The sequence below is a fragment of the Vibrio sp. D54 genome (genome assembly GCF_021728075.1).
Taxonomy (GTDB): domain Bacteria; phylum Pseudomonadota; class Gammaproteobacteria; order Enterobacterales; family Vibrionaceae; genus Vibrio; species Vibrio alginolyticus.
The window spans coordinates 290192-303612 of sequence record NZ_JAKKCS010000001.1 but is presented as its reverse complement, the minus strand read 5'-3'; the positions used below and the strand labels follow the sequence as shown (position 1 = coordinate 303612).

The window sequence follows — 13421 nt, the reverse complement described above, 5'->3', positions numbered from 1 at the left end:
TAAGAACATACTAAATCGCGGTCGTATCTCAAAAGTAATCATTACATCTTGAGCATAACCGTATCAATTTAACAAAACGCTACCAGTAACGTTCGTAAATGATATTTCCCCCAGTTTGATGGCGATACTTTTCCAAGCCTAGCTCTTGTAAAACGGGCACGGTATCTTTGATCATTTGTGGATTCCCACACATCATGACAAAGCTACGCTGAGCTGAGAATGGCGCATCAGCGGCGTTGGACAGTAAACCCGATTCGATGAGTTCAGGAATTCGGCCTTGTAATTTACCATCAACCACTTCCCTGCTGACTATCGGTATATACTTTAATCTGCCTTCATATCGTTGCTGAAGCTGTTCAATTAGGTATTTATAAACCAGATCTTTTTCGAAACGAACGGCATGAACCAGCACAATGCGCTCATTGTGAGGCGGTAAGTTTATATCATCCAGCAGCGACAAAAACGGTCCAATCCCCGTACCTGTAGATAGCAGCCACAGGTCATGAGCCTGTTTAGGAATAGAATCATGGATTAAATCGCCATGTGCGGTGGCACCGACATAAATGCTATCACCAGATTTAAGCTTTTGGAGCCGTGGAGAAAGTTGTCCTTGAGGGTCGGCTACTATTAGAAATTCCAACCAATCGAATTGCTCGCTTGGCGCATTAACCACAGAGTAAGCACGGCTGATCGGCTTACCTTCATCATCAAGCAAAGCAAGCTTGGTGAATTGGCCAGCTTTAAATGAAAGAGGCGCGCCAGATATTCTCAAACTGAACAGCTCACCTGTCCAATCAATGCGTTTCTCAACTCTTGCGAGGTTGAAACCTTTGAGTTCAATCATGAGACACCTCCTATCTGGTTACTCTTAGTTAAACTTACGCCTTCAACTCGATTATGTAAAGTTTCTAGTTTACATAATCAAACCACTATTTCATTTCACATTTTAAAAACAATTTTATTACATATTAAATGATTACATCTAGAATAAATGCTCAAAGTGATAAGTCGCGTCGCAATTTGTGGCAAAGCAGATGAAAAAGGAGCAATAAAAATGGACACACTGTTAAAGGACTTTCCCGTTATCACAGAGATAAAAGTCGCATGGGGTGAAATGGATGCTCTGCAACACGTTAATAACGTGGTCTATTTTCGCTACTTCGAGACCGCACGTTTAGATTACTTCAACAAAATTAACCTGCTGGTCGACCTGCAGACCTCGCAAATTGGACCAGTACTGAGCGAGACTCAATGCCGCTACAAATTGCCTGTTACTTACCCAGACACGCTATTAGTCGGTTCTCGCGTAATCGACATGCAAGAAGATCGCATCACGATGGAGTACCAAGTGCTGAGTAAGAAGTGGGGTAAAATTGCGACCATCGCGACCGCCACTGGTGTGATGTTCGATTTTAAGAACAACGTTAAAGCTGCGATTCCAGATCACGTTCGCCAGTCGATTTTAGACTTGGAAGGAACCGTGGGTAGTACGCATCATTTGGAGTAGCAAGAAACGAGAGATTAAAGGCGAGGTTCCCGACAGCGCTTCTTCATCGCTATCGGGAATGATGCTGAGGTACCATTCCAACTTACGCAATAAGAAAACTAGCGTCATTCTAATGAGCCTAAAGTGAATCATTCGAAACCTCGCTAAACGTAACAGTAGAGCGACTCTTCTAGCCTACGCGATAAGAAAAACTTCGTCATTCTAGCGAGCCAAAGTGAGACTAAGAATGTACTTACCGCTGCTGCAGGCCCATAGAGCTATGAATAGACTCAATACAATCCTGAGGGTAGATTCTGAATCACGCTCGTTCCTCGCGGTTCAGAATGACGGTTCGAGTTTGGCTCTGATCTCTACAAAACCACCTAAAAAAGCGATTCCAGACAAGCCTAAGTGACCATCCGGAAAATCGCTTTAGGCGTATCAGTGGAGCGACTCTTCCAGCCTACGCGATAAGAAAAGTGACGTCATTCTAGCGAGCCAAAGCGAGACTAAGAATCTACTTACCGCTTGCTGCTGACCATAGAACCATGAATAAACTCAATACAATCTGAGGGTAAATTCTGAATCACGCTCGTTCCTCTCGGTTCAGAATAACAGTTCGAGTTTGGCTCTGAGCTCTACAAAACCATCTAAAAAAGCGATTCCAGACAAGCCTAAGTGACCATCCGAAATCTCGCTTGAGACGCATCAGCAGCGCGACTCTTCCAGCCTACGCGATAAGAAAAGCTGCGTCATTCTAGCGAGCCATAGCGAGACTAAGAATCTACTTGCCGCAGACCATAAAGCCATGAATAAACTCAATACAATCTGAGAGTAGATTCTGAATCACGCTCGTTCCTTTCGGTTCAGAATAACAGTTCGAGTTTGGCTCTGAGCTCTACAAAACCATCTAAAAAAGCGATTCCAGACAAGCCTAAGTGACCATCCGAAATCTCGCTTGAGACGCATCAGCAGCGCGACTCTTCCAGCCTACGCGATAAGAAAAACTTCGTCATTCTAGCGAGCCAAAGTGAGACTAAGAATCAACTTGCCGCTTGCAGCAGACCATAAAGCCATGAATAAACTCAATACAATCTGAGAGTAGATTCTTAATCACGCTCGTTCCTCGCGGTTCAGAATGACGGTTCGAGATTGGCTCTGATCTCTACAAAACCATCTAAAAAAGCGATTGCAGACAAGCCTATATGACCATCCGGAATTTCGCTTTAGACGTAACAGTAGAGCGACTCTTTCAGCCCACGCGATAAGAAAAGCTACGTCATTCTAACGAGCCAAAGCGAGACTAAGAATCTACTTGCCGCTTGCTGCAGACCATAGAGCTATGAATAAACTCAATACAATCTGAGGGTAGATTCTGAATCACGCTCGTTCCTCGCAGTTCAGAATAACGGTTCGAGTTTGGCTCTGAGCTCTACAAAACCATCTAAAAAAAGCGATTCCAGACAAGCCTAAGTGACTATCCGAAATCTCGCTTGAGACGCATCAGCAGCGCGACTCTTCCAGCCTACGCGATAAGAAAAACTTCGTCATTCTAGCGAGCCATAGCGAGACTAAGAATCTACTTACCGCTTGCTGCAGACCATAAAGCCATAAATAAACTCAATACAATCTGAAGGTAGATTCTGATTCACGCTCGTTCCTCGCGGTTCAGAATGACGGTTCGAGTTTGACTCTGACCTCTACAAAACCATCTAAAAAAGCGATTCCAGACAAGCCTATGTGACCATCCGGAATCTCGCTTTAGACGTATCAGTAGAGCGACTCTTCCAGCCTACGCGATAAGAAAAACTTCGTCATTCTAGCGAGCCATAGCGAGACTAAGAATCTACTTACCGCTTCTGCAGGCCATAGAGCTATGAATAAACTCAATACAATCTGAGGGTAGATTCTGAATCTCGCTTTAGACGTATCAGCAGAGCGACTCTTCCAGCCTACGCGATAAGAAAAGCTGCGTCATTCTAGCGAGCCATAGCGAGACTAAGAATCTACTTACCGCTTGCTGCAGACCATAAAGCGGTTAGCAGAATGTCTCGATGTACAGCGCTTCCACCTTATCTCTGGCCCATTGCGTTTTGCGCAGGAACTTCAGCGACGATTTGATTGAAGGATCTTTCTTGAAACAGTTCACACGAACGCGCTCATACATGCCATTCCAACCAAAGTGTTCAACTAGTCGGGTGACGATTTTCTCTAAACTCAACCCGTGAAGTGGGTTATTCGGCTGCTGTTGGCTCATGCTATTGATCCGGTAAAGTGAAGTTGCGCGCTAATCTAACTCAAACTCGCCGTGCAACCTAATGTTTTAACCTTGAATTGCCCTGCGACTCTCCCCTATAGTAGCTCAAACTTCACAAACATCCTTTTCACGATGAAAGCCCTCAACGACCTCAATATTTTTGTCGAAACCGCGCGCCAAGGCAGCTTTTCAAAAGCCGCTAACAGCATGGACATGACACCTGCCGCCATTAGCGCATCGATTAAGCGTCTTGAAGGGCAAATCGGTTTCCCGTTGTTTGTGCGTTCCACCCGAAGCCTGCGTTTAACCTCAGAGGGCGAACTGTTTTTAGACAAAACCACGCAAGCGTTGGCAACATTGCAAGAGGGGTTGGATCAGATCTCAAGTGCGCGCGGGGAGTTGTCTGGTCAGTTGCACATTACTGCACCCTCCGATTTTGGTCGCAATATGTTGCTCGATTGGGTGGATGAGTTCATCGATCTCTACCCAAATGTTTCCATTAAACTAGAGCTGTCCGATAGCTTGACGGATATGTACACCAAGCCTGTCGATATTGCGATTCGCTACGGCGAGCCGGCCGACTCCAATCTGGTCGTATTGGCATTATGTGGGTCAAATGAACGGATATTATGTGCATCGCCAGAGTACGTAGCTACACATCCAGAACTCGCCTCTCCTGCCGATTTAACGCAACACAACTGCTTGTGCTACATGGTCGCGGATTCGGTCTACAACAAATGGACGCTCACGCGTGGCAGCGAGAAAGAACAAATCGTGGTCAGCGGTAACTTGTTGAGCAACGATAGTGACTTGCCACACCGGTTAGCGATCAAAGGCAAAGGCATTGCGAATAAATCATTGATGGACATCAGCCGAGACTTAATCGAGGGAAGATTGGTGCGAGTGTTACCAGAGTGGGATTGCGGCCCAGTGCCGCTCTACATGGTGTGCGCCGATCGTCGATTATTGACGCCAACGATTCGGACTTTCCGCGACTTTATCCAACAAAAATGCTGCCAGCAACGCGCCAACGTGCTGGCAACCTTCTGTCATTAGGCGATAAATCGAAGAGGACGAATCTGGGTATATTCAACCCAATCATTCTCTTCCAATGTTTCAAGAAACGTCGCCATATGCGGGCTTTGCAAATGCTTATCCAAGGCCTCTTGCGATGCCCAGATTTCTTGGAACATAAATAGGCCATCAACTTTTTCGTCGAGATACAACTCGTATTGGCAACAGCCTTCTTCTTTGCGAGTTGGCTCTAGTAAACCAGAAAGCAAATTCACCACCTGATCCTTACTGTCTGGATAGGCTTTCACTTCTGCGACTAAGTGGATCATCGTTTTATCACTCTTTTGCGATTTATATATTGATTACAGGGTTCTACGTCACCTGTAAGTAAGCTCGAATTAGATCTCGGTGAATACGGTTTCTGTGTCCCAGCGAGACTTTGGCGTTTTCGCGTTGAAGTCATCTTCCGCGTGGTAGCCAAGCGGCACGATTACAACGCTGGTGTAACCTTTTTCACGCAAGCCAAATTCTTCATCCAGCACTTTGGGATCAAACCCTTCAATTGGCACTGCATCGATTTCTAACGTCGAAGCACCCAGCAGCAACGTACCCACGTTAAGGTAAACTTGTTTCTCCATCCAATGGTTCGCATCTTTCAGATCAAAACGGTGCATGTTCACAAAGTAGCTACGACCACCGCGCACAGCCGCTTTCGCTTCTTCGGTTGGGAATCGGCCATCTTTTTCTTCTTGCGCCATTAGCGCTTCAATGTAGTCGTTATCAATGCCTGTTTTTGCACAAAACACCAATACGTGAGATGCGTTGAGAATCTTCGCCGCGTTAAACGCGTAATTCTCTTGCGCCGCTTTAGCGATGCGCTGTTTGCCTTCTTCTGTGCTTGCCAGAATGAAATGCCAAGGCTGGGAGTTCACACTCGATGGACTAAAACGAATCAGCTCTTTAACTGCATCGATTTTTTCTTGAGATAGCTTGCGCGTTGGGTCAAACACTTTCGTTGAGTAACGAGATTTTGCAGCTTGTACGATATCCATGAGGCTCTCCAATTAATGAGTTTAAGCTGAGTAACAGCATAACCTCATGAGATAAAGGGAAAAACCGATTTCGATTAAAAACATTTTCAAAATAAATTTGAAAATAAAACGATAAGAAAGGCTTTGAGCGTTCTCACTGAACTTCTTCATCTTTTCGGCAATAATGCATGTTTGCTCGCAACCAAACTCAACTCATGCTGCCTCAAGATAACGTTATTACATCCTTTCTGTGCAAAAAGCTCGGTCACAATCACCTTCGAATTGCCGGCGAATATTGGCACATTGAGAAGTTGGTGGCCTTGCAATGCATGATGTTGAAAGAAGCGCCTAACCTCCAAGAAGGGCTGCTTTGGTGGAGTAAAAGTGTCTCATTATTCGACCGCCGTTTGTACGTCACATTGCAACATGGTGATGCCCAAATCCATCTGCAAGTAGAATGCAGAACAGCCGATATGCCAAATTGGGCGGAGTCGGTGTTTGGCTTGCTCAAAATGCAGTTGGAAATGCTTGAATTAAGCGAATCAATACAGGTACAAGTTCACGCCAACAATCCACTCACGGCCGATATTTTTCTAAAGGAAACGCGAGATTCTAAAACGAGTTCAAGCGTGTTTGAGCTGGTGAAACATGTTTATTTGCTGCTTTCTCACCAGCCAATTGAACAACCCGAATTGCTGAGTGTTTTGAACGCCTTGTTCATCAAAAACAGTAATTACGCGCTCAAGTTAGAGCAAGCGGCAAGGCAACTGGGCGTCTCCAAACGCACCTTGCAACGTCGCCTGCAAGAAAAACAAATGAGCTATTCGCAATGCGTCGACTTCGCCAAGAAAAAGCACGCATTAGCCCTACTTGCAGACACTCAACTCACGACACAGCAAATCGCTTATAAACTGGGTTATGAAGAGCCTTCCAACTTCCACCGAACCTTTCGCCGTTGGTATCCGTTTTCGCCAATGCAATATCGCCAGCAATGCTTGGATAATCGCACTCACCTCAATAACCAACCCATCCGCTTGTACTATGCCAAAGCCAATACTTTAGCCGATAACGACATTGACCAACCCGTCGGTAAAATCTGGATGGAAGTGGATAATATTGCGTTTGAAAAAGTGGTCTCGGTAGAATGCCGTGACCGTGATGGCGCATGGCGGCGCTACCCCGCCTTCTTCGAGCGTTTTTTGAATAATGGCACCGAACTATGGGCGACAACAGAGCTTCCTGTCGCACATCCACTGACCTTTAGACTGTGTTATGAAGTCGATGGTGAGCGCTACATTGATAACAACCACCAGCGTGATTACGTGGTCTCCAAGGGGCTTTTAATTGGCGCAACGGAATACATTGTCCCGACAAAACAACTTATCCAACTCGGTACACAGTACACCTTGTTTGTGGAACTCGCATGTAGATTAAAAGACGTGGCGAAGATCGATTGCTACGTGGGTGATGCGCCAGCTCCGCACACAATGAGCCAAACTCAGAATGCAGAAGATTACACATGCTGGGCGCTACAACTTCCCCTCACCCAAACGGCTAAACAGTGTCGATTTCGACTCTATGATCATTCTGGTAATGAGTTAGCCAAAGACCATTACCCGATTCAATACCCAATTATGCAACCACTCAGTTAAATATGTAGCACAGTTCAAATTCAGCACTTCGTGACATCATTTCACGTCTTTTTTGGCGTGAAATGACACTCTCAATTTCAAACCTTTGATTTATCGTTTCCGCATTGCTGCACAACGGAGACAAAAACCGTGTTTGAAACCTTACCTAACCCTATGAATAAAATAAAAATACTCCCTATAGCGATCGCCCTAGCTCTTTCTGGCTGTGGTAGCGATGAAACTATGCCAACCGATACAGGAAGCCACGTGGCATCTCCTGATTGGCAAGACCAGATCATTTACTTCTTGATGATCGACCGTTTTAACGACGGCGACAACACGCTTAACGATCAAGGTCAGAATGAATACGATCCTACCTCAGACAAGAAATTCAGTGGTGGAGACCTGGTTGGTGTCAGTGACAAACTGGGCTACATCGAAGACCTAGGCGCTACCTCTATCTGGATTACACCGCCAGTTGCTAACCAATGGTGGGATGCAGAGCAAAACTACGGCGGCTACCACGGCTACTGGGCGCGCGATTTCCAAAAAGTGGATGAACACTTTGGTGACATGGAAAGCTACCAAGCGTTAGCACGCGAAGTGCATGCGCGTAACATGTTCTTAATTCAGGACATCGTGACCAACCATGTAGGCAACTTCTTCACCTACGATGATCCATACAATTACGATCCTAGCCTTCCTTGCCAAGGTTTCCGTTTGATTGAAAATGCGCTGCCAGCAGGACAAGAACTGCCTTACCCGCTAAACATGAATGAGTGTAAAGAAGATGGCACAGGCAGCTACCACTGGACGCCAAGCATCACCGACCACAACGATCCCGTCCAAGAAAAAACCTGGCAACTGTCGGATCTGGATGATCTAAATACGTCCGATCCTGAAGTACGCGCTTATTTAAAAGAGAGCTACCGAAAATGGATCCGCGAAGTGGGCGTTGACGGTTTCCGTATCGATACCGTGAAGTTTGTTGAGCACGATTTCTGGAACGACTTCCTGCACGCCGACGATGGTGTGATGACTCAAGCGGTTGATACTGGTCGCGATAACTTCCTTACTTTTGGTGAAGTATTCGAAACATCTACGCCTTACCACACCGAAGGCGAAGAGAAGATGCTGACTTACATCGGTGAAAGTGGCTCGCCGAAACAGCTAACCTCGGTACTGAACTTCCCATTGCAAGCGACCATGACGCGTGTATTTGCATCAGGGCAACCGACCGACTATTTGCGTTTCCGTCTTGAGAAAATGATGGAGATGTTCCCGAATCCATACATCATGCCGAACTTCATTGATAATCACGACATGCCGCGCTTTCTGTCGCAAGGTAGCGTGAATGACATGAAACAAGCACTGATCACTATGATGAGTGTACCGGGCATTCCTGTGATTTACCAAGGTACAGAGCAAGCGATGTCAGCGGCGCGTGATGCGATGTTCGCCGGAGGGTACCGTGAAGATGGCGACTACGTAGACTCGTTCGACCAAAACAGTGAGATGTACTTGTTTATTCAAGAACTTGCCAAGCTACGCACTGAAAACAAAGTCATGACACGTGGCGAAATAAAAGTGATTGGCAGCGATAAAGCGGGCGCGGGCGTCTTCGCCTTTACCCGAACGTTGGATAACGACGAAGTCTTGGTTGTGATGAACACATCTAACTCGCCGATGTTGATGAACCAACTCGATGTAGAACAAGTTGGCGGCACCGTCTTCAAACAACAAATCATGTCGAACTGGGCAGAAGCTCCACAACAGTTAATCGCAGATGAAAATGGTCACGTAACCCTTGAGTTGCCAGCCAAGTCAGCAGTGATTTACTCAAAAACAAGCAGCAATCAATCTGTAGATACCCCAGACCTCAACATCCAACTGGCACAGGATTGGGAAGGACAAACCATTACAGATGACATCGTGATTGCTGGTACTGCTAATGCAAACGAGAAATTAAACCTTGTCGTCGACGGTAATCTGGAAACAGCACAAGCCATTACCGTAGGTGCTGACGGTCAGTTCAGCGTGACTTTATCTACCCGTCACTTTGCGATTGGCGAACAGCAACACCGCTTCGCGATTTACTCCACTGAGAAAAAAGCGGGCATTGAAGATGTGAACTTTGTGTCGGACTTAAGCTGGTCGAACACGCCAGACGACACTATTGATGACGCAGGTGATGCACAAGATGGCATGGGCGGTCCCAACGGTAACTACTCATTACCAACCGATCCAACGTTCGACAAAGACAACAGCCAACTCGCGATCAACAAAGCAGAAGTGTTTACCGTTGGCAGTAACGTACGTTTGACCTTCACTATGGACAAAATCACCGACACTTGGTTGCCACCAAACGGCTTCGACCACGTGGGTTTCACCATCTTTATTGATTTACCGGAAGAAGCCGCAACCAACTTGTCTGAGCTACCGAAGATCAACGCTTCTATGCCAAACGGAACCTGGAGTCGCAATGCGGTTGTTTTTGGCTGGCAAAGCTCGATTTACAACACCAAAGGAGCAAATGCGACGACATGGGGAGAAGCCGTAACGCCAGCACCAATGGTCACGGTAGACAAAGCCAACAACACCATTTCGATGGACTTTGCTAGCGATGCACTAGGCCGCCCAGATTCGCTCGATGGTATCCGCTTCTATGTCACGACTTGGGACTTAGACGGCCTTTCGGCAACTTACCGTCCGCTAGAGCAAGACAAAGGCCCTTGGAACTTCTCCGGTGGCGAATCGGATGAAAGTAAGATTTGGGACGATTTACCAATCATCACCTTGTCGGAATAAACCGTTAAATAAAACACCGCCCAGCGTTTAGCTGGGCGGCCATCAACAAAAGAATGCAGAAAGGCACTTCTGCTCGTTTTTATTCTAGTTAAAGAACGATTTCACCCACAGCACCAGACTGTCCCAAAGCTGACCGAACCACGAGCCCTCTTCTACTACTTGGCTGCTGACCAAGGGATAACTCGCCACGGTCCTGTCATCGCTTTTCCAAACGACCTTACCAATCTCATCTCCTTGCGCGATCGGCGCAATCAACGGTTCATTTAACACCACACTCTTATCAAGCCCAGCCGTCATTGAACGAGGCAGAGTGAGATAGGCATCTTTAGCGAAGATCGCTTCAACTTGATTAGCATTTCCCTTCCAAACGCGAACTTTAGACTCAACTTGGCCCTGTTTAGCAACTTGTTTGGTGTCATAAAAGCGAAAACCATAGCTGAGTAGATTCTTCGATTGGCTGATCCGAGCCTGTTTACTTGGCGTACCCATCACCACCGAGATAAGGCGCATTCTTCCTTCTTTGGCCGAGCTCACCAAGCTGTATCCAGCATTGCTGGTGTAGCCGGTTTTTCCCCCGTCGACATCAATGGAATTGTCCCACAACAACTTATTGCGGTTGTACTGCGTAATGTCGTTCCACTTGAAGACTTTCTCACTGTATAGCGCGTACACATCAGGAACATCGCTGATGATCGACTGCATGAGTTTTGCCATATCGGTTGGTGAGGTTTGGATGCCATCACTATCAAGACCATGGGAGTTCACAAAATAGGTGTCTTGCAGTCCTAATTTCTCCGCCCAACCGTTCATCAAGGCGACAAAGCCGCGTTCACTGCCTGCAACATGCTCAGCCAGTGCAACGCACGCATCATTTCCTGATTGGATGATCACGCCGCGCATTAAGTTCGCAACACTAATTTCATCTTTCGGTTTGATGAACATTTTAGAAGAACCGGGAAACTTGGCCGACCACGCGTTTTCGCTCACGGTGACAACATCATCCCATTTCAAACGCCCCGCTTTGATTTCTTGTCCAACTACATAAGCGGTCATCAACTTGGTTAAACTCGCCGGAGCAAGGCCTGCTCGCCCGTTATGCTCGGCAATAATGGCACCGGATTGAAAGTCCATTAATACGTAGCCTTTTGCCTGTAACTGAGGTGGGTTGGGCGTAACAACGGCAAAAGTAGGTACGCTTATTAAACAAGTCACAATTGTCCATCGAGCCAGTGACACTTTCATCCGACTTCCTCCATGCTCTTACTTTGTCGCAACTCTATTGAGCATAGCTCACTCAACCAGTTGCACCAGTCGCTAATCGTTTCATTTTCTTGAACTTACATTGATTTGACCAAGATATAGAACTGAAGAGACGATTGGGAAATAGCATTGGTTCTTCATGCCATTCGCAGTAAAGTAGCGCTACCCCTCAATAAGGAAATAAAGATAACAATGAACGCTCAATCATTTATCGACGCAGGATTGCATTACACTCCCCACAGCTTTACCGTTCCTCTGGATTACCAAGACGCGAGTAAAGGCACCATTGAAGTCTTCGCCCGTGCGGTTTGCCTAGTCGGCGATGAAGAATCGACCAAACCTTGGTTGGTTTACTTTCAGGGCGGGCCGGGCTTTCCCTCTCCGCGTCAAAACGGCAATAGCGGCTGGGTAAAGCGCGCGCTGCAAGAGTACCGAGTTTTGCTCCTCGACCAGCGCGGTACGGGCAATAGTTCGGTGATTAATCATCAGACTCTGGCTCATTTCACACCGCAGCAACAAGCAGACTACTTGAGCCACTTCCGAGCGGATAACATCGTGCGCGACGCGGAGTACATTCGTGAGCAATTTGGCGTCGAAAAATGGGCGATCTTAGGTCAAAGCTTTGGTGGGTTTTGCTCCCTCACCTATTTGTCTTTGTTCCCAGACAGCTTGCTACAAAGCTACATCACAGGTGGCGTGCCATCAGTCTCGCGTCATGCCGACGATGTGTATGAAGCCACCTTCAAACGCACCATGGAGAAAAACCAAGCGTTCTTCCAACAATTTCCAAGTGCGCAACAACTTTGCCAAAACATTGCGAATCACTTGCTGGAAAATGAAGAGTACCTACCAAATGGTCAACGCTTCACGGTGGAGCAATTTCAACAAATCGGCATCAACTTTGGTGTGAGTGATACTTTCTTGCCAACTTACTATTGGCTAGAAAGCGCGTTGATTGAAGTGAACGGCAAACCACAACTTCGCTATGAGTTCTTGAACGATATGTTGGCGCAGCAAAACTTCCAAACCAACCCGATCTACGCCATTTTGCATGAATCGATTTACTGCCAAGGCTTTGCGTCGAGTTGGAGTGCGCACCGTGTTCGCCAAACCCGACCAGAGTTTAATTATGAACTTGGCCAGCCATTTTACTTTACGGGGGAAATGGTCTTCCCGTGGATGTTCGACCAATACGTCAACCTTAAACCACTAAAAGACGCCGCAGAAATATTGGCCGCGAAAGACGATTGGGCTGCGCTGTACGATCAAAATCAACTGGCTCAAAATAAAGTGCCTGTCAGTTGCGCCGTTTACGCCGATGATATGTTTGTTGAAATGGATATCAGCCGAGAGACGCTCGCGTTAATCCCAAATTCAAAAGCGTGGATCACCAACGAGTACGAGCACAACGGTTTGCGTGCCGACGGTGAACGCATTCTCGACAGGCTCATTGCCATGGGTAAACAGACCGCAGCTGCGTTGAAATAAGCAGGACAGACGTTAGAAATACGCCTTTTTAGTATTTGATGAAAAGGCGTTTATAGCGGTTTATGAACAATGGCGATCAGTCATTCACTCTTTGTCCCTAAACCTTTATCCCTCACAACCTCATGTATAAAACTGCGACATGTCCTTTCCTTGTCAATGACTCCGGTGATTACTTGGTGCTTCTTGCGCCTAACTTTTTTGAAGGGCCTAAAAGAGAATAACAGCATAAATTCAAACCAAAAGTATCGGCTCCAACCTACCTAACCCACTATAATTAATGCTTATAATTTGAACACATAGCGGCTTCACCTGCGGACATGCTCCCCCTATCAAAGACCGCCAGGCCCCGCCTACTCATAATATCCGTATAATTTGTCCGTATTTCCGACTAGTTTAGTCAGGTATACTTCGTGCCGCTAAAATTTTAAGGTCGTTGACCACCTGTA

General features: G+C 46.6%; 10 protein-coding genes. 5 read left to right on the top strand and 5 right to left on the bottom strand.

Annotation, left to right across the window (positions count from 1 at the left end):
- Nucleotides 1-79: 79 nt before the first annotated feature.
- A complete protein-coding gene (locus L3V37_RS01325; RefSeq protein WP_005374935.1) occupies nucleotides 80-844 on the bottom strand; it encodes a ferredoxin--NADP reductase in 765 nt (254 codons plus the stop codon).
- A 210-nt stretch (nucleotides 845-1054) separates the two neighbouring features.
- Here L3V37_RS01325 and L3V37_RS01320 point away from each other — a divergent pair, with 210 nt between their 5' ends.
- The gene (locus L3V37_RS01320; protein ID WP_005374933.1) at nucleotides 1055-1507 is read left to right on the top strand and encodes a thioesterase family protein; all 453 of its coding nucleotides are present in this window, start codon (nucleotides 1055-1057) and stop codon (nucleotides 1505-1507) included.
- A 2017-nt stretch (nucleotides 1508-3524) separates the two neighbouring features.
- On the opposite strand, the gene L3V37_RS01315 is transcribed toward L3V37_RS01320, so the two are convergent.
- Nucleotides 3525-3743, bottom strand: coding sequence for a VF530 family DNA-binding protein (locus L3V37_RS01315; RefSeq protein WP_005374929.1), 219 nt, complete (start codon nucleotides 3741-3743; stop codon nucleotides 3525-3527).
- Between the two features lie 132 nt (nucleotides 3744-3875).
- Here L3V37_RS01315 and L3V37_RS01310 point away from each other — a divergent pair, with 132 nt between their 5' ends.
- On the top strand, nucleotides 3876-4799 hold the full coding sequence (locus L3V37_RS01310) for a LysR family transcriptional regulator (RefSeq protein WP_005374928.1): 924 nt from the start codon (nucleotides 3876-3878) through the stop codon (nucleotides 4797-4799).
- Here L3V37_RS01310 and L3V37_RS01305 read toward each other — a convergent pair.
- On the bottom strand, nucleotides 4796-5086 hold the full coding sequence (locus L3V37_RS01305; RefSeq protein WP_167415850.1) for a putative quinol monooxygenase: 291 nt from the start codon (nucleotides 5084-5086) through the stop codon (nucleotides 4796-4798). The two genes, L3V37_RS01310 and L3V37_RS01305, sit on opposite strands and share 4 nt — an antisense overlap.
- A 69-nt stretch (nucleotides 5087-5155) precedes the next feature.
- Nucleotides 5156-5809: an oxygen-insensitive NAD(P)H nitroreductase gene (nfsB, locus tag L3V37_RS01300; protein ID WP_237305690.1), complete on the bottom strand. Its 654-nt coding sequence runs from the start codon at nucleotides 5807-5809 to the stop codon at nucleotides 5156-5158.
- Nucleotides 5810-5976: 167 nt separating this feature from the next.
- On the opposite strand from nfsB, the gene L3V37_RS01295 reads away from it, so the two are divergent.
- Both L3V37_RS01295 and L3V37_RS01290 read left to right on the top strand, forming a co-directional pair.
- Nucleotides 5977-7440: a helix-turn-helix transcriptional regulator gene (locus tag L3V37_RS01295; RefSeq protein WP_237305689.1), complete on the top strand. Its 1464-nt coding sequence runs from the start codon at nucleotides 5977-5979 to the stop codon at nucleotides 7438-7440.
- 129 nt (nucleotides 7441-7569) lie between these two features.
- Nucleotides 7570-10227: an alpha-amylase family glycosyl hydrolase gene (locus L3V37_RS01290; RefSeq protein WP_237305688.1), complete on the top strand. Its 2658-nt coding sequence runs from the start codon at nucleotides 7570-7572 to the stop codon at nucleotides 10225-10227.
- An 84-nt stretch (nucleotides 10228-10311) separates the two neighbouring features.
- On the opposite strand, the gene L3V37_RS01285 is transcribed toward L3V37_RS01290, so the two are convergent.
- Complete coding sequence (locus tag L3V37_RS01285; RefSeq protein ID WP_237305687.1) at nucleotides 10312-11469, bottom strand: D-alanyl-D-alanine carboxypeptidase family protein; 1158 nt, start codon at nucleotides 11467-11469, stop codon at nucleotides 10312-10314.
- Nucleotides 11470-11679: 210 nt separating this feature from the next.
- Between L3V37_RS01285 and L3V37_RS01280 the strand changes: the two genes are divergently transcribed.
- Nucleotides 11680-12975, top strand: a complete 1296-nt coding sequence (locus tag L3V37_RS01280) for an alpha/beta fold hydrolase (RefSeq protein ID WP_237305686.1) — start codon at nucleotides 11680-11682, stop codon at nucleotides 12973-12975.
- Nucleotides 12976-13421: the final 446 nt, after the last annotated feature.